The sequence below is a fragment of the uncultured Virgibacillus sp. genome (assembly GCF_947495635.1).
Lineage (GTDB): Bacteria > Bacillota > Bacilli > Bacillales > Amphibacillaceae > Virgibacillus > Virgibacillus salarius.
On the sequence record NZ_CANMAB010000015.1, the window covers coordinates 22,317 to 47,906 of the forward strand.

Consider the following 25,590-nt stretch of genomic DNA (forward strand, 5'->3'; position numbering starts at 1 on the left):
AAGTGAAACCAATATGGATAAGTGGGGAGCGACTGCCAGTAATGTCCGATTGGTTTAGAGGACTTTAGGTCATACCCTTGTGGTACTAACCATCCTGTGGGGGATAAACAAAACTCCCACTGATTGAGGTTTCACTTTATTACATCGATCCGAGTAAGGAGCAAATGGGTATGCTTACCTCGAGAATGAGAGTAATTTTAAAAAAGTTAATGACTATAGATGCACCTGTTACAGGTGAATTTTTGGCTGATATAAATAACGTTACATCTAGAACAACGAGGGAGGATATAAAAAAGCTAGATGCGTTGGTTATGAATCATGGTGCACAAATCCAAACCCTTATGGGAAAAGGTTATAAATTGGTTGTTTTTCAGGAAAAGAAATTTCGCCAATTTCTTCACCATATTGCATATCCAGAATTGTCAAAGGATTATCTACAACCTCAATCGCCTGAAGAAAGAGAAGCTTATATTATTCGAAAGCTATTAGTTAGTGATGATTATGTAAAGATCGAGCAATTGGCTGACGAATTGTACGTGAGTAAATCGACTGTTCAAAATGATTTAAAACAGGTAAAGTCCATCTTAAATCATTACTCTATTCAATTACATTCCAGACCTAATTACGGACTTGAGCTTAGAGGAGACGAGCTTAAATTACGTTTTTGTATGGCAGAATATGTTGTTGATCGAAGTAGTGATTGTACCGAAAATGGGATGAAAGGCTTATCTTCTAGTTTGATGCCAACAGATTTCCATGCCATATCAGCAATTATTATGCAGCAAATTAGTCAACATCAAATTAGTATGTCAGATATTGCTATTAATAACCTTCTCATTCATATTGCGATCGCTTACAAAAGAATTCGTAGTGGAAATCATGTTAATTTACAACCAAGTGAACGTAGCCAAATAGAAAAGCAGAGTGAATATCAAGTAGCTTTAAAAATTGTAAAGGATGTAGAAGAACATTTTAACGTTGTTTTCCCAAAGGAGGAGACCGCTTATATTGCTATTCATTTATTGGGAACGAAAATGCTTTCGCAGCCTACAAAAGTAGACGTGCTTAACGAACAAATGATTGACGATACTATTCTGGCTATTAGTAAAAAAATGTTAGCTAAAATTGAGGAAGAGTATCGCTTAGGTATTGAGCATGATAAGGAACTAATTATTGCACTAAGCTTGCATTTAAAACCTGCAATTAATCGCTATAAATATGGTATGAATATTAGAAATCCATTATTGGAGGACATTAAAAAGAAGTATCCATTAGCATTTGAAACGGCTATTCTTGGTGGTTTAATGATTGAAAAAATAACAGATACCAAAATTGATGAAAATGAAATTGGCTATATTGCCTTGCATATTGGTGCAGCTATCGAAAGAAGGAACTTAAATTCCGGACCTAAACGATGTTTAATTGTCTGTGCTTCTGGGTTTGGGACTGCACAATTGATCTACTATCGAGTAAAAACACAATTCAGACAGAGTCTTGATGTAGTAGGTATTACAGAATTGTATAAATTAAAAGCTTATAATTTAAACAACGTTGACTTGATTATTAGTTCAGTTCCTATTATAGAGAATTTATCAGTTCCAGTTATCGAAGTAAATGCTATTCTTGGAAATAATGATATGAAAAAAATTGGGCAATTCATTGGTAATCAACGAAATATATCTGGTTATTTTCAAGAAAATCTCATATTCTTACAGAAAGATTTTGAAACAAAGAAGGAAGTATTGCATTTTTTACATCAAAAGCTACTTCAGTTAGGACATGTAAATAAGAGCTATCTAGATAATCTATATGTCAGAGAAGCAATAGCTCCTACTTCGTTCGGCAACCTAGTAGCCATTCCACATCCGATAACTCCACAAACAAATAAAACGTTCTTAACTGTTTGTACTTTGAAAAAAGCAATTACCTGGGGAAATAAACCTGTCCAATTTGTCTGCCTTTTAAATGTCAAGAAAGATAGTCAGGAAGACTTGCAACATATGTATGATCTGTTGGGGAGAATGGTAAACTCGGAAACAATGATACACCAATTAATCAAGGCATCGACCTTTGATTCATTCATGTCTGCCTTACGTTAAAAAAGTAAGAACGATGTGAATAAGGAAAAAAGTCCTTCCTTTTGCTATTCTAGTTGTATATAGCTGTTTTGCTACGAATAAAGATCGTATCAAATTTCTAGCAAATCAGTAAAATACAACAAAGCTTCTCCAGTTTGTTTTGGTTAACGGACAAGCTTTGTAAGAAGTTGGTGCTGCAATGAATAACAGACAGAGAGAGCTAATTGAGATATTATTATCAAATGATAGTAAGCCATTTCTTATACAGGATCTTGCAACACATGTTCAATGTTCAGAGAAGACAGTGCGTAATGATCTTAAACAGATTGAAGATTATGTAAGGACTTTCTCATCCGCCTCAATAGTTCGTAAGCCTGGTACAGGCGTCTATCTAGACATAAATAATGTCGAACGAAAAAAATTATTCCAGGAACTATTTGCGGAGACAATATCTGAAGATGAGCGAGCAATGAAAATTGCCTATCGCTTATTGGAGAGTAAACGACCAGTTACATTACAAACATTGGCAGATGAACATCACATTCATAAAGCAGCTATTAAAGCTGACATGAAACGAATAGCTGAGTGGATAAAGAACTTTGATCTTTTATTAACTTCTAGGCAGAAACTAGGGCATATTATAGAAGGTGAAGAGATTAATAAACGTATTGCTTTAGCACATTTACAAGAATTTATCGTTGATAACACAAGAAATTACCTATTTGATTTATTTTTACCATTTGAAATTTCTACTATAAATAATGCGTTGGACAATATGAGGCTATCAAGTGGCATCCCTTTTGCAGATAGTGCGTTGGACGGTCTTTTGATGCATGCACTTATATTGGTGAAACGAACAAAACAACATGCATCTATCGTTATTTCAAATACTCCTGACGAAGCATTTTTTAAAACAAGAGAATATAAAGCCTCTGAAAAGTTTTTAGAAGAATTGGAATTGAAGTTTTGTATATCTATTTCTAAAGCAGAAATTATTTACTTTACATGGCATGTACGTAGTTGTAAAAAAAGGGAAGATCAATCAACTCCTTTGAATAAACAGCATCCGAAAACTGTACAGGTAGCTTCTGCAATAACCAGTAAGATTAAACGGTTAACGATGATATCCTTTGAAGAAGATGAGCAATTATTGAATGGCTTAGCTATTCATCTAGATGCAGTCATTCATCGACTTAAATATGGATTTCCAATCACAAATCCTTTGTTAGGTAATATTAAAAAGATGTATCCATATATGTTTAGTATGGTGACGTTAGCAATAGAAAATGTAAAGAGACAATTTTATATGAATCTTCCAGAAGATGAAGTTGCTTACCTTGTTCTTCATTTCCAAGCTTCGCTTGAAAGAATCCAAAAGAAGAGGAGGAAGGTTCCAAAGGTATTAATTGTATGTCATATGGGTGTAGGAATGTCTCATTTGTTGCAAGTGAAAATAGAACAACAATATAAGGATATTCAAATCGTTGGTGCAATAGGTAAATCAGAAGTACCTCGTTTCATTCAGCATCATGAGGTTAACTTGATTATTTCTACGACAGCACTAAGTAATAGTAGTATTCCAACCATTATTATTTCTCCTTTACTTGAACAGGAGGATCAAGATAAATTGGCTCAATTCTTTAAACAAGGTACGATAAGTGATAGTTCGAATTCGTCAGGTTCTTTTCTAGCTGATTTAATGAGTGAAGAACTCTTATTCATAAATGTTAAAGCAGAGCATCGTTACCAAGTTGTAGAAATGCTTGGCAACCAATTATTAGCTAAAGGTAATATTAAGCAAGAATATGTTCATCATGCCCTATTACGTGAGAAAAAATCTGCTACATCTATTGGGGGTGGTGTGGCTATCCCACATGGAGATCCTAGTCTAGTGCGAAAAACCTCCATAGCGGTGGCCGTTCTTGATACACCAATAGAATGGGGAAGCGAAAGGGTATCAATTGTTTTTATGCTTGCTATAGCCAATGATAAATCCAATCCTATAAAAACAATTATTAATCAAATATCTTCTATTTCTCAAGATCCGATTACGTTTAATGCATTAATGAAAGCACCAGATAAGCAGTCCTTTATCACGAATATAAAAAGTTACAATTAGATGTAATCTAGTTAAGCTATTATGCCTACTTTAAACAGTAAAAGATCAGGATGATTTCCCTAATGAAATTTTAATCAGTGAGGGTTTTACTACTAGCTATATGTGGGATAAAATACAATCTTACCGTAGTTGTGGAAGAAAAGAGACATTTATCCTTTGTTTATCTGATATATACTATATTCAAGAAAGCGATTACGAATCTTTTCAGATACAGGAGGATATATTATGAAGATAGTTGCTGTAACTGCATGTCCAGTAGGTATTGCCCATACGTATATGGCCGCTGAGAATTTACAAAAAGCAGGTGAAGCACTCGGTGTTACTATTAAAGTTGAAACTCAAGGGTCCATTGGTGTAGAAAATGCACTTACCGAAAAAGATATTGAGGAGGCTGATGGAGTTATCATCGCCAGTGATAAGGAGGTTTCCAAAGATAGATTTATTGGTAAAAAGCTTATTGCAACAGGAGTCCAAGAAGGTATTAGAAATCCGGAACAATTAATTAAACGAATTCAAACAGGGGATGTTTCCGTTTATCAAGCACAATTAGCTTCTGCTGAAGGCGTTAAAAAGAAGCGAAAGGAAAAAGAGAATCCTATCTATAAGCACTTAATGAGTGGCGTATCTTACATGATTCCGTTTATTGTTGTAGGTGGATTACTCATAGCTATTGCTTTAACACTTGGCGGTGAACAAACACCTGGAGGAATCGTAATACCAGAAGATTCATTCTGGAAAAAGATTGAAGATATTGGTGCTGCCTCCTTTAGTTTTATGGTTCCGATATTAGCTGGTTTTATTGCGGTTAGTATTGCAGATCGTCCAGGCTTGGCACCAGGTATTATTGGAGGTTTCATTGCTGCAAATGGTAGTTTTTATGGCAGTGAAGCGGGTGCTGGATTTATTGGTGGGATCATCGCTGGTTTTCTTGCTGGTTATATTACGCTAGCTATTAAAAAAATTAAAGTGCCGCAAGCTCTTCAACCTGTTATGCCAATTATATTTATTCCAATTTTAGCAACGTTAATTGTTGGCTTATTATTTGTGTATGTCATTGGTGCGCCGGTTTCACAGGTGTTTGAATCGTTAACAGCATGGCTTGAGGGCATGCAAGGTGCCAGCTCCATTTTATTAGCGCTAATTCTTGGTGCGATGATTGCAGTTGATATGGGGGGACCTTTTAATAAAGTGGCATTTTTATTCGGTTCTGCAATGATTGCAGAAGGAAATTATGAAATCATGGGACCAATTGCGGTAGCCATTTGTATACCACCTCTTGGAATGGGACTAGCTACTTTTATTAATAAAAGAAAGTATCAACCTGCTGAGCAACAAGCAGGAAAGGCAAGCTTTACAATGGGATTATTCGGTATAACAGAGGGAGCTATACCATTTGCTGCCCAAGATCCATTACGTGTTATACCTAGTATCGTGGTCGGATCGATGACAGGATCTATGCTAGCAATGTTAGGTAATGTAGGTGATCGTGTAGCCCACGGTGGTCCGATTGTAGCTGTGTTAGGGGCGGTTGATAATGTACTAATGTTCTTCTTAGCTGCCGTTATTGGTACATTAGTTACAGCTATTTTAGTTAATCTACTAAAAAAGGATGTAGTTAGTTCTACACTCGATAGCCAATCTAACAAACAAACCGAAGCAGTTAATGATCAAATAAGTTCTCTGAACACTAGAAATGAACAAGATAAAAAATTATATATACGTAAGTTAACCGATATTGTAACCGTTGATCTAGTGGATACGGACCTTAAAGGAGCAACAAGAGATGAAGTTATTGATGAATTGATTAACAAAATGGATAGAGATGGTATTCTAAGCGACAAAGAGATATATAGACAGGCTGTTATTGCTAGAGAGAAAGAAGGAACAACTGGTATGGGAATGAACATTGCGATCCCACATGGAAAATCTTCAGCTGTTAATAAACCTGCTGTAGCATTTGGAATAAAACATGATGGTGTTGATTGGAATAGTTTAGATCATACTGCTGCAAAAATAATTTTTATGATTGCGGTCCCTGAAAAGAATGCAGGAGACGAGCATTTGAAAATACTACAAATGCTTTCACGTAAGCTTATGGACGACCAATTCAGAAAACAGCTTTTAGATGTAGCAAATAAAGAAGAGGCATATCAGCTACTAGATGAAATTCAATAAAGTATGTATTTATCCTTCAATTAACTGGCAGTAAGACCCTCATTTAGGGGATCGACTGCAAGTCAAATGTCCGATTAGTTCCAAGGCTTTTAGGTCATACTTTTGTGTTACTAACAATTAGTAGGGGAAAAACAAACCCCCACTAATTGATGTTTCACTTTATAAGGGTGTCTCATACTATTCGTTAGGATACAGGAATGAATTTGAATATGTGGGACACCTGAGTTTTTCGTCAACTAGGAGGCTGAATCGCAGTTTTGGGTAACCTGTTACAACTCGTTCTTACTATTCATTAAATTCTATTGAAAATTATTAACGAAGCTACTTCTAAGTTTGCTATAATGATAGCTATTAATAGCTTCTAGGAGGAATAATTGTGCAATATAGAGAACCCTTATTTTTAAAGCCTGTTTTTCAGGAACGTATTTGGGGTGGGGAAAAATTACGTGATCTATATAACTATAATATCCCTACCAATAAGACAGGGGAGGCTTGGGGAATATCTGCTCACCCTAACGGACCAAGTAGAATTATGAATGGTCCTTTAAAAGGAAAGACTTTGGCGGAAGCTTGGCAAGAACATGGTGAGTTATTTCATAAAGATCCTATGAATAAGGAAGCATATCCGCTATTGGTAAAAATATTAGACGCAGCGAAAGATTTATCTGTTCAAGTACATCCTAATGATGCATACGCACGGTCTGTTGAAGCGCATCCTTATGGTAAAACGGAATGCTGGTATGTATTACAGGCAGAGCCAAATTCTGAAATCATTTTAGGACACCATGCAGACACTAGAGAAGATTTTGAAGCTAGCGTTGATAATGGTGCATGGGATAGTCTCTTAAAAAGCAAAAAAGTAGCAGCAGGGGATTTTATCTATGTACCTAGTGGAACCATTCATGCGATTGGTAAGGGAATTGTGATTCTTGAAACCCAACAGAGCTCTGATATAACATATCGCGTGTACGATTATGATCGGAGAGATGAGAGCGGGAATACAAGAGAACTGCATCTTACACAAGCGAAACAAGTTACGACCGTTCCCCATTATGAGCCTGAGTTAAAACAGCAGGTAGAAAAAATAGCTGATCTGACGATTAAAGAGCTAGTTAGTGAACAGTACTTTACTGTTTATCACTGGGAATTAGTTGGGCAGGTAACTAAACAAATGGATAAGGACTTTCTTCAGTGTAGTGTGATTCGTGGGACTGCTACGCTAACTGTTGATGACAATTCATTTGAAATCGTAAAAGGCGATCACTTTATCATACCTTTTGGAATAGAGAATGTTAAACTAAATGGAAATGCTCAGTTAATCGTTTCGCATACGTAATAAGACTGATTCAGTTAAGGGGGAGAGAGGTTATGTTGGTTGGAGCGATTGAAGCAGGGGGGACAAAGTTTGTCTGTGCGGTAGGAAATGAATCTGGAGAAGTATTGGATAAAGTAACATTTCCTACAAGTGATCCGAAAGAAACGTTACAGCATGTTTATGACTTTTTTTCTTCCTACAACATTAGTTCTTTAGGTGTAGGTAGCTTTGGTCCAGTCGATTTAGATACAACAAGTTCTACCTATGGTATGATACTGAATACGCCTAAACTAAGATGGAAGGAATTTCAGCTACTAGAGCATTTGACAAAGCACTTTTCGATTCCTGTCCATCTGGATACAGATGTAAATGCAGCTGCATTAGGTGAATATATGTATGGGGCTGGAAAGGACGTGAGCAGCTGTTTATATATTACTGTAGGGACAGGGATAGGTGCTGGTTTCGTAAATAATGGAAAAACGTATAAAGGGAAAAGCCATCCGGAAATGGGACATATTCTGGTACAAAAACATGTAGACGATGACTTTCAGGGAGTTTGTCCTTCTCATGGTGCCTGTTTAGAAGGATTGGCATCGGGACCAGCAATTGAAAAAAGGTATGGTCAAAAAGGTCATTTGCTTTCAAATCGTATAGATGTCTGGGAAATAGAGGCCAGTTATCTGGCTCAAGCAATTATGAATTATTCTTTAATACTTTCCCCACAACGAGTGATTATTGGTGGAGGAGTTATGAAGCAGGAACGTTTATATCAACTAATTCGTAAAGCTTTTACCAATCTTATGAATAATTACATAGACGTTGGTGATATCGAACAATTTATAGCTTCACCTAAATTAAAAGATGAACAAGGGGTTAAAGGTGCAATTGCATTAGCAATTGAAAAAGGGAGATAATAACCTTAAACGCTTATCGTTATGACGAACAAGAAGGTAAGAAGTTTTAACGTAATTAAGCAGGTAGTCACCTTGCTGTGATAAACCGCCCCCTATAAGTAAACATTTAGGATCAAATAGTAAAATTATTTGTGCCAGACCCGCAGCTATTTGCTTTGCCCAATTATTGATCATAGAAATACATGCTTGCTCTCCAGATTTTGCACGTTGAAATATTCTCTGGTGTAGTTGCTTCTCCAAATACTTGTTTAATCATTGAACGAAGCGCAGAAGTAGCCGCCCTCTATTCAAAATTGGTTTTCGTGACCGAATCATATAATAAATAGCCAACTGAATTGGCTTGTTGATAATATCCGTCCATTAGTTCGTGATGGTAATAAGCTCCACCGATTCCTGTACCAATTGTAATACAATAAATATGATTTTTATTCATAGGAGAGCCCTTCCAACGTTCTCCTAATAAATTTTTATTTCTCCGTATGTCTGTTGAGATGTACGTTGGGTTTTAATTGGGTATAAATTTCCCGTATATGTCCATCTTAAAAAGAAAGGAAAATTATTCTAACAAAAGTGGTGAAATGTTATGAGGAACAGGGCTATAGGCATTTGTTTTATAATGTTTCTAATGCTGTTTGTACAATTGACAGAGGTAAACGCTGCACCTGATGTAATTGACAAACATACAGAACATAACTGGCAAGAATATCATACGGAAACGTCATTCATAAAAACAGGTACACATGAATATAAGTATTGGAAAAATTTTATGCGCCACAAACGGACATGTGAGATATATCAGAAGTTGAAAACCATTGTATATTATTGTGATGTGCATGATCATGCTAAATCTGAAACAATTCATGAGGGAACAGTTCACAGTGAAAAACACGATTAAACAGTGACGGAGGCGGAGACAAAACACAGCTACTTTACAAAATACGAATAATCTTTTTTATCAATAGGAGTATTATCGGAATCACGTGAGCTTGCCAGCTGATGATTACTTATCATAGGACGATTCGTGAAGTTCTTCGTTTCTGGGCGTTGGATCTGGACGCAGCTCAACACGCACCTATTTATCCACAGAATCAAATTTTATAATTCCCTAGGCTTTAAAAACGAACGATAATTAATATCAAGTAATTATCGTTCATTTTTCTGCTGTTTCTACATTATTTTGTCTAAGCCTCTTTAATATTATTTATCCCGCATATAACTGGCAGTAAGATCCCACTTCAAGCAATAAAGAGAACCTAATATTGGCGAGTAGGGATTAATTGCCAGTAAATATCCGATTGGTTCTAGGGCCTTTAGGTTATACCTTTGTGATACTTACCAAATTCGTGGGATAAACAAACTCCCCACGGATTGAAGTTTCACTTTATCCCATTGTATACGGTATGATAGATGAGTAAAAGGATGGGGGAATAATGATGATAAAGCACTTACAAGATACAGTAACGTTAAATAATGGTGTGGAAATGCCTGGGTTTGGATTAGGTGTATATAAAGTGCAAGATGGACGAACGGTTAAAGAAGCTGTTAAGATTGCAATAAAACATGGTTATAGAAGTATAGACACAGCTTCGTTTTATGACAATGAGACTGGTGTTGGTGAAGCAATTAGAGAATCTGGAGTAGCTCGTAAAGAACTATTTATTACGACAAAGGTTTGGAATGACCAACAAGGTTATGAGCGCACAATGCAGGCTTTTGAAGATAGTATGGAAAAATTAGGATTGGAATACCTTGATCTGTATCTCATTCATTGGCCAGTGAAAGGATTATATAAAGAAACATGGAGGGCAATGGAAAAGCTCTACAAAGATGGTAGGGTTCGTGCAATTGGTGTAAGTAATTTTCATCAGCATCATTTGGAAGATTTGATGAGAGGAAGTACCGTAAAGCCAGTAATTGATCAGGTGGAATATCATCCGCACTTAACACAACAAGAATTACATCATTACTGTAAGAGCAAGAGTATTCAACTTGAAGCATGGTCACCATTAAAAAGAGGTGGACTAATAGAGGATGCGATATTGACAGAAATTGGTAAAAAATATGGAAAGAGTGCGGCTCAGATTATTTTACGGTGGGATCTTCAAAACGATGTTATAACTATCCCTAAATCTACAAAAGAAGAGCGAATTATTGAGAATGCGGCAATATTCGATTTTTCGTTAACGGAAGGTGAAATGAAGCAAATAAGTAGTTTAAATAAAAACGAACGAAGCGGCTCTAATCCTGATAGCTATGATGCATAATAATAGGAACAACCTCTTGATTCATCGTTTCAAGAGGTTTTTTAATTATTCCTAGATAGATTAAAGCTATCTCAATCCGATCTTGTTAGATCAATTAAAGAAATAGTCCGTTCCAACGCGCAGTACCATTTATTTATAATATCCAGAAAAGTCCTCCAACCACTATAAATAAAAGGAGCTTCATACATAAAAGATTTGCAACCAACTTAATCAACCATAAGCAATAGAATCTTATCTCCCCTATCTAGAATATGTCTGATCGAAAATAAATCCCCATGTACGCAAAAAGAAAAAAGAATCTGTTACTGATGTGCATCCGTCTGTTGTGATAATCACTCGCATACAGGTTTTTCGGATTTTCACAAAACGACTTGAATGACGACATTGAATCATCATAATTAAAAAAATTCATTGAACTATTTGATAATTAGTCATATAATAATTCGAAAGAAAGGTGGGGAATCCATTGGAAAAAGATTTACGCATTAAAAGCCACGTGTTTAGTGAGGGAGCAATGAAGGCTCCAAATCGTGCTATGCTAAGGGCTGTGGGATTATCAGATGAAGATTTTCAAAAGCCAATGATCGGTGTAGCCAGTACATGGAGTGAGGTCACCCCGTGTAACATACATATAGATGATCTGGCTGTACAGGCCAAGAAAGGAGCACGTGAAGCAGGCGGTGTTCCTTTAATTTTTAATACAATTACGGTTTCAGATGGAATCTCCATGGGGACACAAGGGATGAGATATTCATTGCCAAGTCGTGATTTGATTGGTGATTCAATAGAAACAGTAGTTGGCGCAGAGAATTTAGATGGATTGGTTGCTATTGGAGCTTGTGATAAGAACATTCCGGGTTGTATGATTGCCATAGCAAATGCAGGAGTACCAGCAGTTTTTGTGTATGGTGGAACCATTGCTCCCGGTTCTGTGAATGGTAAAGATATTGATATCGTTTCAGTATTTGAAGGTGTTGGCAGGCATAACAATGGTGATATTGATGATACGGAATTGCGTTCCATTGAATGTCATGCCTGCCCAGGAGCTGGTGCGTGTGGAGGGATGTATACAGCAAATACAATGGCTTCAGCAATGGAAGCTATTGGTATGAGCTTGCCCGGTAGTTCGTCTAATCCTGCCGAATCCGCCGAAAAAGCAAAAGACTGCAAAGAAGCTGGTAAAGCTGTCTATCATTTGCTTGAAAAAGAAATATTTCCAAAGGATATTATGACGAAAAAAGCATTTGAAAATGCTATAACGGTTGTGATGGCTTTGGGAGGTTCTACAAATGCGATATTACATCTATTAGCTATTGCACATGCTATCGAAGTAGATTTAACAATTGATGATTTTAATCGTATTCAAGAAAAAACTCCTCATTTGGCAGATCTAAAGCCTAGTGGTAAATATGTTATGCAGGATCTTCATCGGGTAGGAGGTGTACAGGCTGTGATGAAGCTACTTTATGAAGCTGGTTATCTCCATGGAGACTGCTTAACAGTAACTGGAAAAACGATTGCTGAGAATTTAGCTGACACACCTTCATTAACAGAAGGGCAGGATGTTATTATGCCTATTAATAAGCCAAAACGTGAAGATGGTCCATTAATTGTATTAAAAGGTAATCTAGCTCCACGCGGTGGTGTTGCGAAGGTATCTGGTGTGAAAGTAAAGCGGCATAGTGGTCCTGCAAGAGTATTTAATACTGAAAAAGAAGCAACAGCAGCGGTAATGAGTAATCAAATTAATGAAGGGGATGTACTTGTTATTCGTTACGTTGGTCCAAAGGGTGGCCCAGGCATGCCAGAAATGCTATCAATCTCTGCAATTTTAGTAGGAAAAGGTTTGGGCGAAAAGGTAGCTTTACTAACAGATGGGAGATTTTCTGGAGGAACACATGGGCTAGTGGTAGGACATATCGCACCAGAAGCGCAAGATGGGGGGCCAATTGCCTTCTTAGCAGAGGGCGATATGGTAACAATAGATTCTGAGAAAAAGGAGATTTCATTTAAGGTTACAGAGAGCGAATTGGAGGCAAGAAAGAAAGAGTGGTTAGCACCCCCATTGTATAAAAAGGGTGTGTTAGGTAAATATGCACATAATGTCTCTTGCTCCTCGCTTGGTGCCGTAACGGACTATTTAACGGAGTAGCAAGACATGAAGCATAAAGTGGATAGGACTTAGCGTAAACACTTGCCTGTATAGACAAACAATAGATTTTTTGAAATCTAACAAAGTTTACAGCAGAAAGAGGCTTCGACAAACGTAATTAAGAGGCAAAAAGCGAACAATGATAGGAACAATTATTGTTCGTTCCCCCCTCTTCATTTTAACTAAAAATTCTGTCATAACCCAGCGTATCGAGATGCTCTTTAGTTTTCTACAAGCTTTTTGATCTATCAGCCTGAATACGATATTACACACTTTCCTCGAGACTTCCTCATGGAAAACACTTCTACAAATATGAATCATTCGATGTTCTGTAAAAATGTGAATAACCAATCAATATATTAGTTAATATAGATTTGGAAAAAGAGCAATTTAAGGCAAATTAATACATTCTGATATATTAATTTAGATTTATGAAAATAAAAAGTTAATTTTTAGGCATATTATGCAATATATTAGAATGTAATCATTTTGTAACATTTCAGAGAAAACAGAAGTGAAAGGTTTGTAAGCGTATACAAGAAAATTCACTAATCAAAAATATCAAAAAACTTTAAAATATCTGTTGACTCTTTGTTTAAAACGGTATATTATTAACGGCAATATTAACTTATAAAAAATTCAAACCTAACAAACACGATAAATAAAGGGTCAGCCAAAAATAAAATATTGTTAACACTATGACGGGAAAAAAGGAATATAACCTGTGTATTCACAGAGATCCAGGGTTGCTGCGAGCCTGGAAGTACACTATATTCTGACATCATCTCTGAGTGCCGGACTGAACGGGGTTACTTAATAGGCCGGCCAGGTGCAATATCTGTACCTGTTATCTAAGGGGGCCAATATATTGGTCCCCATGAGTTGGTATTCGCAAGAGTACTAAGAATCTGGGTGGTACCGTGAAAAGAAGACGCTTTTCTCCCCATATAATCTGTAAACATGTATGCAGTTATGGGGATTCAAGGCGTCTTTTTTTTATCCCGCATATAATTGGCAATAAGCCCCCAATTCAAGCAATAAAGTGAAGACAATATGGATAAGAGGGGGAATAACTGCCAGTAAATATCCGATTGGTTCAAGGGCCTTCAGGTCATACCCTTGTGTACTAACAATCAGTGGATGATAAACAAACCCCCTACTGATTGAAGTTTCACTTTATTAGATTTGTTTAAGTAGGTTAAAAGGCAATAAGAATACCTTGGCCAGTATGGATGGGCAGGATTTCTTTATAAATTAGTTATTAAAAGGAGGCATGCAGCAGTGAAAGTTCAGGCAAAGCATGATGTGGGAAGTACAAAAAAAACATTAACGGGTGCTGATGTGTTAATTCATGCATTAGTCGATGCTGGAGTAGATACGATTTTTGGTTATCCTGGTGGAGCTGTGTTACCTATCTACGATGCTATCTATCGGAGCGAAGCAAGTTTCGAACATGTACTTTCCCGGCATGAGCAAGGATCGATTCATGCAGCCGAAGGGTATGCACGAGTTACGGGTAAGCCAGGGGTAGTAATAGCTACATCGGGACCAGGCGCAACGAATTTAATAACTGGAATTACGGATGCAATGATGGATTCTTTGCCAATTGTTATTTTCACTGGTCAAGTGGCAAGTAATGTTATTGGTACAGATGCATTTCAAGAAGCAGACGTAATGGGAATTACTACTCCTATTACGAAGTACAATTATCAAGTTAAAGAACTATCAGAGCTGCCAAAGGTTGTGAAGGAAGCATTTCATATAGCATCTACAGGTAGGCCTGGCCCTGTTGTTGTCGACATACCAAAAGATGTTTCGGCAGAGCTTTCATCGGCTGTACATGAGGCAACATTTGAACTACCAGGTTACCAACCAAATAAAACGCCAAATCCATTGCAGATTATTAAACTTGCCGATGCATTGAGTCGTGCTAAGCGGCCACTTGTTTTAGCCGGTGCTGGTATCCTCTTTGCTGAAGCTACAGAGGAATTAAAGGAATTAGTGGAAAGGTATCAGCTTCCAGTTATTAATACGTTACTTGGGCTAGGAGGGTTTCCAGGTTCACATGAACTGTTCTTAGGAATGGGTGGGATGCATGGGACCTATGCAGCAAATATGGGAATGTACGAATGTGACTTATTAATAAATATTGGTGCTCGGTTCGATGACCGCTTAACAGGAAGCTTAGAGCACTTTGCTCCAAAAGCTAGAATAGCTCATATTGATATCGATCCAGCCGAAATTGGGAAGAATGTGCAGACAGAAATACCGGTGGTAGCTGATGCAAAAGAAGCGTTGCAGGCATTGTTGCTTCGTTCAATTACTTTTCCTGATCATCAAGATTGGAAAGTAAAACTAACACGTTATAAACAGGACTATCCGCTTTGGTATGAGCGGTCGGATAAAGAAATATCACCACAATGGCTGCTAGAAACGGTTCATCGTTTAACTCAAGGAGAAGCCATCGTAACCACAGATGTAGGGCAGCATCAAATGTGGGCGGCTCAATATTATTCGTTTGAAAAACCGAATCGTTGGGTAACATCTGGAGGACTTGGCACGATGGGATTCGGGTTCCCTGCCGCGATTGGTGCACAGTTGGGGGAACCAAATCAATTAGTGGTTTCTATTGTAGGTGATGGTGGCTTTCAAATGACTGCTCAGGAATTAGCAGTTGTAAAAGAGCGGAAATTACCAATCAAAATAATAATTGTAAATAATCAAGCACTAGGAATGGTAAGACAATGGCAAGAAAGCTTTTATGAGGAAAGGTATTCTGAATCATTGTTTATGGAGAATCCCGATTTTATAAAGTTTGCTGAGAGTTATGGAATTCATGGGATGAGTGTTGATAAAGAAACAGAAGTCATAGACGTATTAAAAAAGGCTTTCTCTTTTAATGGCCCAGTACTAGTAGATTGTCGAGTAGTGCAGCAGGAGTGTGTATATCCTATGATCGCACCAGGAAAAGGAATTCATGAAATGATTGGGGTGAGCAAATGAGGCGTATTATCATTGCAACAGTACAAAATCGAGGTGGCGTACTGAATCGAATAACAGGTATGCTTCATAAGCGACAATTCAATATCGAAAGTATTTCTGTAGGCAGCTCAGAAACAGAAGGAATTTCAAAAATGACCTTTGTTGTTGACGTAAAAGACCATCAAAAGCTTGAACAGCTAACGAAACAATTGAATAAACAAATCGATGTATTAAAAGTTTCCGATATAACGGAGAGGGCCATCGTTGCTAGAGAATTAGCCCTGATAAAGGTTGGTGGAAGTGGTCAACTCCGCGCGGAGGTCCAAGGTATTATTACACCATTCCGTGCTTCCGTCATTGACGTAAGTAAAGATAGTCTAACAATTCAAGTTACCGGAAGACCGGATAAGGTAGAAGCATTAATCGCACTGCTTCGACCATATGGAATTAAGGAACTAACAAAAACTGGTGTAACTGCCTTCTTAAGAGGGCAACAGCCCTCGCAAGTTGCTGAAATAAATTCATTTACTATTTAATTTGAGGAGGAAATGAAAATGTCAAAAGTGCTTTATGAAAAAGATGTAAAAACAGAGGTTTTGAAGGAGAAAAAAATTGCCATAATTGGGTATGGGTCACAAGGTCATGCTCACGCTCTTAATCTACGAGAGAGTGGATATGAAGTAGTCGTTGGCTTGCGTCCTGGGAACTCACAGGTTAAGGCTGAAAAAGATGGGTTTACTGTACTTTCTGTTGCAGAAGCTGTTAAACAATCTGATGTTGTCATGATTTTACTTCCTGATGAGTTGCAAACCGCTGTATATAAAGAAAGCATAGAAGAAAACTTAGAGGCTGGTAATGCAATAGCATTCGCGCATGGTTTTAATATTCATTTTAATCAGATCGTTCCTCCGTCTAATGTGGATGTATTTCTAGTAGCACCAAAGGGTCCAGGGCATTTGGTACGTCGTACGTATGAGGAAGGAGCAGGAGTACCTGCATTATACGGTGTTTTTCAAGATGTATCAGGGGAAGCCACTGAATTAGCACTTGCTTATGCACAGGGGATTGGAGCAGCGAGAGCAGGGATTTTGGAAACATCGTTCCAAGAAGAAACAGAAACAGATCTTTTCGGTGAGCAGGCTGTGTTATGTGGTGGACTGACAAGTCTTGTAAAAGCAGGGTTTGAAACATTAACGGAAGCTGGTTATCAGCCAGAAGTAGCTTATTTTGAATGCTTACATGAAATGAAGCTTATCGTTGATCTTCTTTATGAAGGTGGATTAGAAAATATGCGTTATTCTATTTCAGATACTGCACAATGGGGTGACTTCGTTTCTGGACCAAGAATTATTAATGATGAGACAAAGCAACGTATGAAAGAAATTTTATCAGAAGTACAATCTGGAGCGTTTGCCAAAGGCTGGATCTCGGAGAATCAAGCAAATCGTCCACAATTTACAGCAATAAACGCTAAAGAAAATCAGCATCCAATAGAAAAAGTAGGGAAGGAGTTACGAGAGTTAATGCCTTTTGTTAAACAGCCATTGCAAACCGACCAAAAGAAACAAAAGGATGTGAAGGTTCATGTCACAAATTAAAATTTTCGATACGACATTGAGAGATGGAGAACAATCACCGGGTGTCAATCTAAATCAACTTGAAAAGCTGGAAATTGCAAAGCAGTTAGAACGATTTGGTGTAGATCGAATGGAGGCTGGTTTTCCCGCCTCTTCCAAAGGAGATTTTCAAGCTGTTAAGGCAATTGCCGATACCATCAAGCATACGTCCGTAACAGGCTTAGCTAGAACTGTGCAGTCGGATATTGATATCGCTTGGGAGGCATTAAAAGGTGCGGATGAACCATGTCTGCATATCTTTCTTGCTACTTCACCAATTCATATGACATACAAATTAAAGAAAACGCCAGATGATGTAATTGAAACAGCGGTAAATATGGTCTCCTATGCAAGGAAGAAGTTTCCACAAGTAGAATGGTCAGCTGAGGATGCATCCCGATCAGATTTGAGCTTTTTGGCTCAGATAATCGAAAGGGTGATTGATGCGGGAGCAACCGTAATTAACTTACCAGATACAGTTGGTTATACGACACCGAAAGAATATGGCAGCATGTTTCAATTTATCCGTTCTTCTGTGCCTAATATCGACCGAGTAACATTATCCTGTCACTGTCATAATGACCTCGGTATGGCAGTTGCTAACTCAATTGCTGCTGTCGAAAATGGTGCAACACAGGTGGAAGGCACGATTAATGGGATCGGTGAGCGAGCAGGAAATGCATCTCTGGAAGAAATTGCTGTAGCATTGAAGATTCGCTCAGACTATTATCCGTATGCTACGAATCTAAATTTACAAGAGATTAAGCGTACTAGTGATATGGTTGCTAAGCTAACGGGAATGTATATTCAAGCGAATAAAGCGGTTGTAGGAAGGAATGCGTTCGCACATGAATCAGGTATTCATCAAGATGGTGTTTTAAAACACGCATCCACCTATGAAATTATTACACCTGAGCTCGTAGGTGTTAATGCTAACACGCTATTTTTAGGGAAACATTCTGGTCGCCATGCTTTTAAGGATAAAATCAAAGAGCTTGGAATAAATGTATCTGAAGAAAATATTAAAAAGGCGTTTGATTTATTTAAACAGCTTACTGATCACAAAAAAGAAGTCACGGATGATGATATTTTTACCATTGTCACAGAAGTGCAAACAGACACAGCATCAGTCGATAAATACCAGCTAAAATTATTTCAATTACAATATGGCTCCAATAATATCCCAACAGCTGCTGTTGAGTTAATAACCCCTACAGGCAAAACGGTTAAAACAGCATGTACTGGTCAGGGGAGTGTGGAAGCTTTATATAAAACATTAGACACGTTAACAGAAGAAAATACGAGATTAATTGATTATCAGCTAAATTCTGTAGGTGGAGGAAAGGATGCATTAGCAGAATCACGGGTACAGTTACTTGTGAATGGAGAAACGGTTAACGGCAGAGGTTCTGCACAGGATGTAATGGAAGCATCGGTGCAAGCATACTTGAATGCGGTCAATCGATTTATCATCCAGCATCAAAATTCCAATAAAGCAGAGGTAGTAAAATAAATTTTTAAACAGGAAGGAGGCGTAATGATGAAGAGACATATTGTTATGTTACCTGGTGATGGAATTGGTAAAGAAATAATGGGATCTGCAAAAATCGTCCTGCAAACCATTGCAACAGAGTTCGGTCATCAGTTTACTTTTGCAGAGCATGCCATTGGCGGTAGTGCAATTGACCAATTTCAGACACCATTACCAGACACAACGGTAAAAGCTTGTGAGGAAGCGGATGCCATTTTATTAGGAGCTGTTGGTGGTGAAAAGTGGGATTCATTACCTGGAGATCAACGACCTGAAAAAGGACTATTAGGAATACGTAAAGCACTAGGCTTATTTGCCAATCTAAGACCTATAAAGGGGTTTTTACCATTACTTCATGCTTCTCCATTAAAGGAGGAGGTAATAAAGGGTAGTGATATTCTAATCATTCGAGAATTAACGGGTGGACTTTATTTTGGTGAGCCAAAGGGACGAATCGAAAAAGGGAATGCTGTGGTAGATACGTTATATTATCACCGAACTGAGATGGAACGGATTATTGATAAAGCTTTTCAAAGTGCACAGCATAGGAACAAAAAATTGACATCTGTCGATAAAGCCAATGTTCTAGAGTCAAGTCGTTTTTGGCGAGAAATCGTTGAAGCAAAACGTAAAGAATATCCAGATGTCGCGGTTGAGCATTTATTAGTTGATGCAGCAGCAATGAAATTAATCACCCAACCGAATCAATTTGATGTGATAGTCACAGAAAACCTATTTGGTGATATTCTTAGTGACGAAGCTTCTGTGCTAACTGGTTCTTTAGGGATGCTACCATCAGCGAGTATTCGTACGGATGGTATTGGACTTTATGAGCCAGTTCATGGATCAGCGCCAGACATTGCTGGTAAAGGAATTGCCAACCCATTAGGAATGATTTTATCTGCGGCCCTTATGCTACGCCATTCGTTTGACATGCACGAAGAGCCAGATGAAATTGAAAGAGCTGTACAGACTAGTCTAGATCAAGGGTATTATACAGCTGATTTGGCCATTGAGGATGGGATAGTAGTTAGCACAAAGGAAATGACTGATATCGTGATTGGAAACCTGTCTACGAATAGTGTTTCTAATTGTATTTGTAATTCCTATGCCTGAGATGGAGGTGTAAAATGATGGGCCGGTCAAAAACAATTATTGAAAAAATTTGGGAAAAACATGTGGTTTATCAAGAGCAAGAAAAACCAGATCTTCTTTATATCGACTTGCATTTAATTCATGAAGTGACTTCTCCACAGGCTTTTGAAGGTCTGCGGATAAACAAACGAAAGGTACGAAGACCTGACTTGACTTTTGCAACGATGGATCATAATGTACCGACGAGAAATCGAGATGTAATAAAAGATGAGATATCCCGTAAACAGATGGAAACATTAAAGGAAAATTGTCAGGAAAATAATATTCCATTAGCAGATATGTTTCATCCAGATCAAGGTATAGTCCATGTTATTGGACCTGAACTAGGTCTAACGCAGCCTGGTAAAACCATTGTCTGTGGTGATAGTCATACTTCTACACACGGTGCTTTTGGGGCGTTAGCTTTTGGAATTGGAACAAGTGAAGTAGAGCATGTTTTAGCAACACAAACGATTTGGCAAGAACGTCCAAAAACGTTAAATGTGCATGTAGAAGGTGATCTTGGTGCAGGAGTAACAGCAAAGGATTTAATTCTTGCAATTATTGCGAAATTTGGTGTTCGTTTTGGTACTGGATACGTGATGGAGTATACAGGCGAAGCAATTCGTAACCTTTCTATGGAAGGAAGAATGACAGTATGTAATATGTCAATTGAAGCAGGTGCAAGGGCTGGCTTGATCAGTCCTGATGAAACTACAGTTGAATTTTTACGAGGAAGGGTTCATGTACCAAAGGATGAAGCCTTCACAACTATAGCTCAGGACTGGTTAGCTTTAGCAACAGATGATGGAGCGGTTTATGACAAGACAGTAACAATCCGCGGTGACGAAGTGGAGCCGCAGGTAACTTGGGGAACGAATCCAGGAATGTGTGTACCGGTTAGTGGAACAACTCCAAATTTGAATGACTTGGAATATAAGCAAGATGTTGAACGTGCCCTACATTACATGGGATTAAACGAAAATCAACCAATTTCCTCTATTCATATTGATCATGTATTTATCGGTTCTTGTACAAATTCGCGCTTAAGTGATTTGCGAAGGGCTGCGGAAATTGTTAAAGGAAAACATGTTCACGCTAATGTTAGAGCTATTGTTGTGCCAGGTTCATTTAGCATAAAGAGGCAGGCAGAACAGGAAGGATTAGATAAAATCTTTCAGGATGCTGGATTTGAATGGCGAGAAGCTGGATGTAGCATGTGCCTTGCGATGAATGATGATATCGTTCCTCCGGAGGGGAGATGTGCCTCTACATCAAATCGTAATTTTGAAGGAAGACAGGGAAATGGTGCACGTACACATCTTGTAAGTCCAGAAATGGCAGCGGCAGCAGCTATTGAAGGACATTTTGTAGACGTTCGCAATTATGCAGGTGTGGCGTTGTAAGGAGGGAAAAAGTTGAAAGCGATCAAAAACCATACAGGACTTGTGTATCCATTGAATCGAACAAATATTGATACTGATCAAATTATTCCAAAGCAGTTTTTAAAACGAATTGAGCGCACAGGATTCGGTCAGTTTTTATTCTATCATTGGCGATTTGATGACGAAGGAAATAAACGCCAAGACTTTAGTCTTAATAAGGAGCGTTATCAACATGCATCGATTTTAGTGGCAGGAGAAAATTTTGGTTGTGGATCTTCTAGAGAGCACGCTCCATGGGCATTGCTAGACTATGGTTTTCGAGTAATTATCGCTCCAAGCTTTGCAGATATATTTTATAATAATGCTTTAAAGAACGGAATTATCTTAATTAAGATAGAAGAAGAGCAGGTAAAGCAATGGCTTGAAGAAGCAGACATTGGGAATCTATCGTTATCAATAGATTTGGAAGATCAAAAAATATTTGAGGGAAATAAGGAATATCATTTCCAGATACCCGCATATCATAAGGAGAAACTATTAAATGGTTGGGATGATATCGCCTTAACGCTTCTGCATGAAGAAAAGATTGAAATCTATGAGAATAGCAATAATTGATCATACAACGAGCAAACATACAAGGAGAGTGAAGGAATTGGGAATTGCTTAACAGGTGAAAAGGTTCACACCGCCATGCAGCGACTGACTCCAATCGTGCATCGGACACCACTATTAACTTCGCAAACAACAAATAATTTCGTTGGTAAACATGTCTATTTCAAGATGGAGAATCAACAGAAAACGGGCGCCTTTAAGTTTAGAGGAGCTACGTTTAAGTTGATGCAACTGACAAAGGAACAATTAAAAAGAGGAGTTATTACTGCGTCAGCAGGGAATCACGCGCAAGGCGTTGCGTATGCAGCGGCTAAACTTGGAACGAAGGCTACCATTTACATGGCGGAGAAAACACCTTTAGCCAAAGTTAATGCAACACGCAACTATGGTGCTCAAGTGGTTCTAACGGGAGAAACCTTTCAGGAGGCATATGAAGCTTCATTAAAAAAACAAATGCAGACTGGGTCGGTTTATATTCATCCTTTTGATGATTATGATGTAATGGCAGGTCAAGGAACTATCGCCATGGAAATGCTCAGGCAAGAAGATCGAATGGATACAATTCTTGTACCAGTCGGCGGTGGAGGCTTAATAAGTGGAATAGCAATCGCTGCTAAGTATGTGAATCGCAATATCAAAATTATTGGGGTGCAAGCTAGCGGGGCAGCTGCCATATATGATAGTTTTCATTCAGATCGAATACAAAATTTAAAATCGGTGGATACCATTGCAGAGGGAATTGCTGTGAAAAAGCCTGGTAAACGAACCTTGCCACTTATTAAGAAGTATGTTGATGATCTTGTGACTGTTTCGGACGAAGAAATTGCTGCAGCAATTGTCTATATGCTTGAGCGTAACAAGACGTTAATGGAAGGAGCGGGAGCAGCAACATTAGCAGCATTGTTTGCCCATAATAATCAAATCAAATCACGACACTGTGGGCTAATTGTTAGTGGTGGGAATATGGATATTGGTGCAATGGCCAACATTCAGCAGCTGGCCAATCGTTTACACCATCCGGTATTAGTAAATTCTTAATTATAAATCGTTGGGTGAGGTAGATATATTCTGGGATTTTTTCCTTGTTCGAAAAAAATCCGCGGCAAAAGTACGAGCTGAAGATCCCGCAGGAAAGCGAAGCATTTTGACTAAGCGATGAATGAACTATCTATCTCTAAAACAAAAACCCAAACTTTATCTAAATGATTTCAGATAAGGTTTGGGTTTTTTATCTTAGTCTAGGAAATGATAAAATTTGCCCATGTGAATAAATAGACGCGTGTTGAGCCGCGTCGTCCAGCACAAGCACCCAGAAACGAGGCGACTTCATAAATCGCTCTAATCTAAGTCATCATCGGCTCGCAAGCTCACCATGATTCCTTTATGTTCGTTGACTCGCTCCAGTCACACGTTTCAAATCGGGCGCTTGCACTTTTGTTCCTAAAGATTCTTTTGTCCTAGCCTCAAGCTTTTTCAGGGTTATACGAAAAATTGATGTAGTGGTTAAGCTCAATAAGTAAGTGTTTCTTTTGCTGCAATTTCTTTTATCCCACCTATAAATGGCAGTAAGACCTCCATTTCAAGCAGTAAAGTGAAACGAATGTTGGTAGTAGGAGGATAGCTGCCAGTATATGTTCGATTGGTTCAAAGGCCTTTAGGTCATCCTCTTGTGGTATTAACCATCCGTGGAGATAATCAAAACCCTCAACCGATTGAAGTTTCACTTTATCGTTACATGTTATACGATATCTTTTTGGATTGAAACATGTAATCCCCGTAATTTAAATAAAAGCTGGCCATCGAGACGTTTTGACAACCTGAAGATTTATCATGATTCCTTTATTGAAGGTATCGTTAAAGCTTTTGACCATAATACTTATCCAAAGAAAAGCCTCTACCTAAAATCTCCGATGCATTAATAAAGATGACAAAGGAATCCGGTTCGTCTCTTTGTAAAATTTTCTTTAAATGAAAGGCTTCTTGTTGTTCAGCTACACAAAGTATCATTGTTTTATCGCTATGTGAATACCCTCCAACTGAACGAACCTTTGTCAACCCACGATCAATTTCGTCACGGATTAGTGACTGAATATGTTGCTCTTTTTCCGTAATAATTAATATTAGTTTGGTAGCTGAAGTTTGTAGCTGCACAATATCGATCGTTTTGCTTGTAATGTAAATACACATGAGCGCAAATAGGGTTAATTCTAGGTTAAATACAATAATGGATGAGATAACAACAAAACCGTCAACAATGAGTTGTGAATAACCGCTTGATAGGCCTGTGAATTTCTTTACAATTTGAGCAATTGCTGCTGTACCCCCAGTAGAACCATTACCTTTATAAACAATGCCTAGACCTATTCCGAGAATAATTCCTCCATAGATAGCTCCTAGAATTGGGTTTGTTATCGTATACGGAATATTAGCACTTGCCCATATTATAAACGGTACCCAAAATGTTCCTACTAATGTCTTCCAACTGAAATCTTTTCCAAGTGTTAGCCAGCCGATAATAAAGATAGGGATATTTATTAGAAGCTGCGTATAAGCTGGGCTTAAGGAATACATTTCAAAGAGAATTGTGCTAATCCCAGAAATACCACCTGCAGCTAACTTTGAGGGTAGCAAAAATAAATTATAGGATAGAGCAACAAGTGTAGCTCCAAAAATAATTTGCGCATAAGATAATACGGTTTTATTTATGTGTTTTGTAATTCCTGACATAACAAAAGATCCTTTCCTGATAGCCTAGTAACGGATTTATTCTATCATGAAGGATCTATACTGTCGAACTTTGACATAGAAAATAGTCTGTTAAGTATTTATCACACCTTTAATTGGCGGTAATACCACCCAATTCAACAAGAAAGTGAAAGTACTATTGGTAAGTGGGAGATTAACTGCCAGTAAAGTCCAATTGGTTCAAAGGCCTTTAGGTCATACTCTTGTGGTACTAACCATCCGTGGGGATAAACAAAACCCCCAAACTTATTGAAGCTTTCACTTTATAGGAGTACTCTCACGTTGGAAATTTCTTTTACATATTTAACAAAGTTTTAATTATTTTTCACCCCTGGTAAAAGTGGATATACACGTTTAGAACAAACATGGCTTCTTACGGAGTTTCGCTATTGCTTTTCCAGCAGGGCGAGGAAGACCGCTCTGCTAGACATGGCACGAAGAAAATGCCTAGATCATTTTTGAGAAGGCTTCCTGCTTCTCTACTGTTCTTTAGCGATTCCCAGTCTTTGACGGAATTCGGGTATACTTTTCATCGCCCGTTCGTAAATCTAAACTCCTGCAAGCTCAC

General features: G+C 38.0%; 19 protein-coding genes. 16 read left to right on the forward strand and 3 right to left on the reverse strand.

The features are described from left to right. The first annotated feature begins 185 nt into the window (after window positions 1–185). The 5 genes from Q1A47_RS05395 (at window position 186) to Q1A47_RS05415 (ending at window position 8,601) form a co-directional block, all read left to right on the forward strand. Window positions 186–2,099, forward strand: coding sequence for a BglG family transcription antiterminator (locus tag Q1A47_RS05395; protein ID WP_299631043.1), 1,914 nt, complete (start codon window positions 186–188; stop codon window positions 2,097–2,099). Window positions 2,100–2,277: 178 nt separating this feature from the next. Continuing rightward, on the forward strand, window positions 2,278–4,197 hold the full coding sequence (locus Q1A47_RS05400) for a BglG family transcription antiterminator (RefSeq protein ID WP_166530225.1): 1,920 nt from the start codon (window positions 2,278–2,280) through the stop codon (window positions 4,195–4,197). 225 nt (window positions 4,198–4,422) lie between these two features. Next, on the forward strand, window positions 4,423–6,372 hold the full coding sequence (locus tag Q1A47_RS05405; RefSeq protein ID WP_166530226.1) for a PTS fructose transporter subunit IIABC: 1,950 nt from the start codon (window positions 4,423–4,425) through the stop codon (window positions 6,370–6,372). Between the two features lie 376 nt (window positions 6,373–6,748). Continuing rightward, complete coding sequence (manA, locus tag Q1A47_RS05410; protein WP_166530227.1) at window positions 6,749–7,708, forward strand: mannose-6-phosphate isomerase, class I; 960 nt, start codon at window positions 6,749–6,751, stop codon at window positions 7,706–7,708. A gap of 32 nt (window positions 7,709–7,740) precedes the next feature. Beyond that, window positions 7,741–8,601 (forward strand): ROK family protein, encoded by an 861-nt coding sequence (locus tag Q1A47_RS05415; RefSeq protein WP_166530228.1) that lies wholly within the window; start codon window positions 7,741–7,743, stop codon window positions 8,599–8,601. Here the strand turns inward: Q1A47_RS05415 and Q1A47_RS20865 are convergent. Both Q1A47_RS20865 and Q1A47_RS05420 read right to left on the reverse strand, forming a co-directional pair. Then, on the reverse strand, window positions 8,578–8,775 hold the full coding sequence (locus Q1A47_RS20865; protein WP_366141112.1) for an ROK family protein: 198 nt from the start codon (window positions 8,773–8,775) through the stop codon (window positions 8,578–8,580). The genes Q1A47_RS05415 and Q1A47_RS20865 overlap by 24 nt on opposite strands. A gap of 109 nt (window positions 8,776–8,884) precedes the next feature. Then, a complete protein-coding gene (locus Q1A47_RS05420) occupies window positions 8,885–9,034 on the reverse strand; it encodes a hypothetical protein (RefSeq protein WP_161629287.1) in 150 nt (49 codons plus the stop codon). 192 nt (window positions 9,035–9,226) lie between these two features. Here Q1A47_RS05420 and Q1A47_RS05425 point away from each other — a divergent pair, with 192 nt between their 5' ends. From Q1A47_RS05425 to ilvA, 11 genes are all read left to right on the forward strand, one after another. Continuing rightward, window positions 9,227–9,496, forward strand: coding sequence for a hypothetical protein (locus Q1A47_RS05425; RefSeq protein WP_162986491.1), 270 nt, complete (start codon window positions 9,227–9,229; stop codon window positions 9,494–9,496). Window positions 9,497–10,034: 538 nt separating this feature from the next. Next, window positions 10,035–10,865, forward strand: a complete 831-nt coding sequence (locus tag Q1A47_RS05430; RefSeq protein WP_166530235.1) for an aldo/keto reductase — start codon at window positions 10,035–10,037, stop codon at window positions 10,863–10,865. A gap of 466 nt (window positions 10,866–11,331) precedes the next feature. Continuing rightward, window positions 11,332–13,017 carry a dihydroxy-acid dehydratase gene (ilvD, locus tag Q1A47_RS05435; protein WP_026679839.1) on the forward strand — a complete coding sequence of 562 codons (1,686 nt, stop codon included), beginning with the start codon at window positions 11,332–11,334 and terminating at the stop codon, window positions 13,015–13,017. A 1,281-nt stretch (window positions 13,018–14,298) separates the two neighbouring features. Beyond that, window positions 14,299–16,020, forward strand: coding sequence for an acetolactate synthase large subunit (gene ilvB, locus Q1A47_RS05440; protein ID WP_166530230.1), 1,722 nt, complete (start codon window positions 14,299–14,301; stop codon window positions 16,018–16,020). Continuing rightward, a complete protein-coding gene (gene ilvN, locus Q1A47_RS05445) occupies window positions 16,017–16,535 on the forward strand; it encodes an acetolactate synthase small subunit (protein WP_026679841.1) in 519 nt (172 codons plus the stop codon). The genes ilvB and ilvN overlap by 4 nt, the downstream gene beginning before the upstream one ends. 18 nt (window positions 16,536–16,553) lie before the next feature. Then, window positions 16,554–17,597 (forward strand): ketol-acid reductoisomerase, encoded by a 1,044-nt coding sequence (ilvC, locus tag Q1A47_RS05450; protein WP_026679842.1) that lies wholly within the window; start codon window positions 16,554–16,556, stop codon window positions 17,595–17,597. Further along, window positions 17,584–19,128 carry a 2-isopropylmalate synthase gene (locus Q1A47_RS05455; protein WP_166530231.1) on the forward strand — a complete coding sequence of 515 codons (1,545 nt, stop codon included), beginning with the start codon at window positions 17,584–17,586 and terminating at the stop codon, window positions 19,126–19,128. Before ilvC ends, Q1A47_RS05455 begins: the two co-directional genes overlap by 14 nt. A 27-nt stretch (window positions 19,129–19,155) precedes the next feature. Further along, window positions 19,156–20,262 (forward strand): 3-isopropylmalate dehydrogenase, encoded by a 1,107-nt coding sequence (leuB, locus tag Q1A47_RS05460; protein WP_026679844.1) that lies wholly within the window; start codon window positions 19,156–19,158, stop codon window positions 20,260–20,262. A gap of 17 nt (window positions 20,263–20,279) precedes the next feature. Next, entirely contained in the window at window positions 20,280–21,686 is a 1,407-nt protein-coding gene (gene leuC, locus Q1A47_RS05465; RefSeq protein WP_166530236.1) for a 3-isopropylmalate dehydratase large subunit, read from the forward strand. Window positions 21,687–21,698: 12 nt separating this feature from the next. Further along, a complete protein-coding gene (gene leuD / locus Q1A47_RS05470) occupies window positions 21,699–22,280 on the forward strand; it encodes a 3-isopropylmalate dehydratase small subunit (protein ID WP_026679846.1) in 582 nt (193 codons plus the stop codon). 75 nt (window positions 22,281–22,355) lie between these two features. After that, window positions 22,356–23,315, forward strand: coding sequence for a threonine ammonia-lyase (gene ilvA, locus Q1A47_RS05475; protein ID WP_121605766.1), 960 nt, complete (start codon window positions 22,356–22,358; stop codon window positions 23,313–23,315). 816 nt (window positions 23,316–24,131) lie between these two features. Here ilvA and Q1A47_RS05480 read toward each other — a convergent pair. Then, window positions 24,132–25,004 (reverse strand): YitT family protein, encoded by an 873-nt coding sequence (locus Q1A47_RS05480; protein WP_026679848.1) that lies wholly within the window; start codon window positions 25,002–25,004, stop codon window positions 24,132–24,134. Between the last annotated feature and the right edge of the window lie 586 nt (window positions 25,005–25,590).

What these genes read in the sequence shown, in the direction of transcription:
- Q1A47_RS05395 (WP_299631043.1), top strand. Translation starts at nt 186, where the DNA reads ATGAGAGTAATTTTAAAAAAGTTAATGACTATAGATGCACCTGTTACA.
- Q1A47_RS05400 (WP_166530225.1), top strand. Translation starts at nt 2,278, where the DNA reads ATGAATAACAGACAGAGAGAGCTAATTGAGATATTATTATCAAATGAT.
- Q1A47_RS05405 (WP_166530226.1), top strand. Translation starts at nt 4,423, where the DNA reads ATGAAGATAGTTGCTGTAACTGCATGTCCAGTAGGTATTGCCCATACG.
- Q1A47_RS05415 (WP_166530228.1), top strand. Translation starts at nt 7,741, where the DNA reads ATGTTGGTTGGAGCGATTGAAGCAGGGGGGACAAAGTTTGTCTGTGCG.
- Q1A47_RS20865 (WP_366141112.1), bottom strand. Translation starts at nt 8,775, where the DNA reads ATGATCAATAATTGGGCAAAGCAAATAGCTGCGGGTCTGGCACAAATA.
- Q1A47_RS05420 (WP_161629287.1), bottom strand. Translation starts at nt 9,034, where the DNA reads ATGAATAAAAATCATATTTATTGTATTACAATTGGTACAGGAATCGGT.
- Q1A47_RS05425 (WP_162986491.1), top strand. Translation starts at nt 9,227, where the DNA reads ATGCTGTTTGTACAATTGACAGAGGTAAACGCTGCACCTGATGTAATT.
- Q1A47_RS05430 (WP_166530235.1), top strand. Translation starts at nt 10,035, where the DNA reads ATGATAAAGCACTTACAAGATACAGTAACGTTAAATAATGGTGTGGAA.
- ilvN (WP_026679841.1), top strand. Translation starts at nt 16,017, where the DNA reads ATGAGGCGTATTATCATTGCAACAGTACAAAATCGAGGTGGCGTACTG.
- ilvC (WP_026679842.1), top strand. Translation starts at nt 16,554, where the DNA reads ATGTCAAAAGTGCTTTATGAAAAAGATGTAAAAACAGAGGTTTTGAAG.
- Q1A47_RS05455 (WP_166530231.1), top strand. Translation starts at nt 17,584, where the DNA reads ATGTCACAAATTAAAATTTTCGATACGACATTGAGAGATGGAGAACAA.
- leuB (WP_026679844.1), top strand. Translation starts at nt 19,156, where the DNA reads ATGAAGAGACATATTGTTATGTTACCTGGTGATGGAATTGGTAAAGAA.
- leuC (WP_166530236.1), top strand. Translation starts at nt 20,280, where the DNA reads ATGGGCCGGTCAAAAACAATTATTGAAAAAATTTGGGAAAAACATGTG.
- ilvA (WP_121605766.1), top strand. Translation starts at nt 22,356, where the DNA reads ATGCAGCGACTGACTCCAATCGTGCATCGGACACCACTATTAACTTCG.
- Q1A47_RS05480 (WP_026679848.1), bottom strand. Translation starts at nt 25,004, where the DNA reads ATGTCAGGAATTACAAAACACATAAATAAAACCGTATTATCTTATGCG.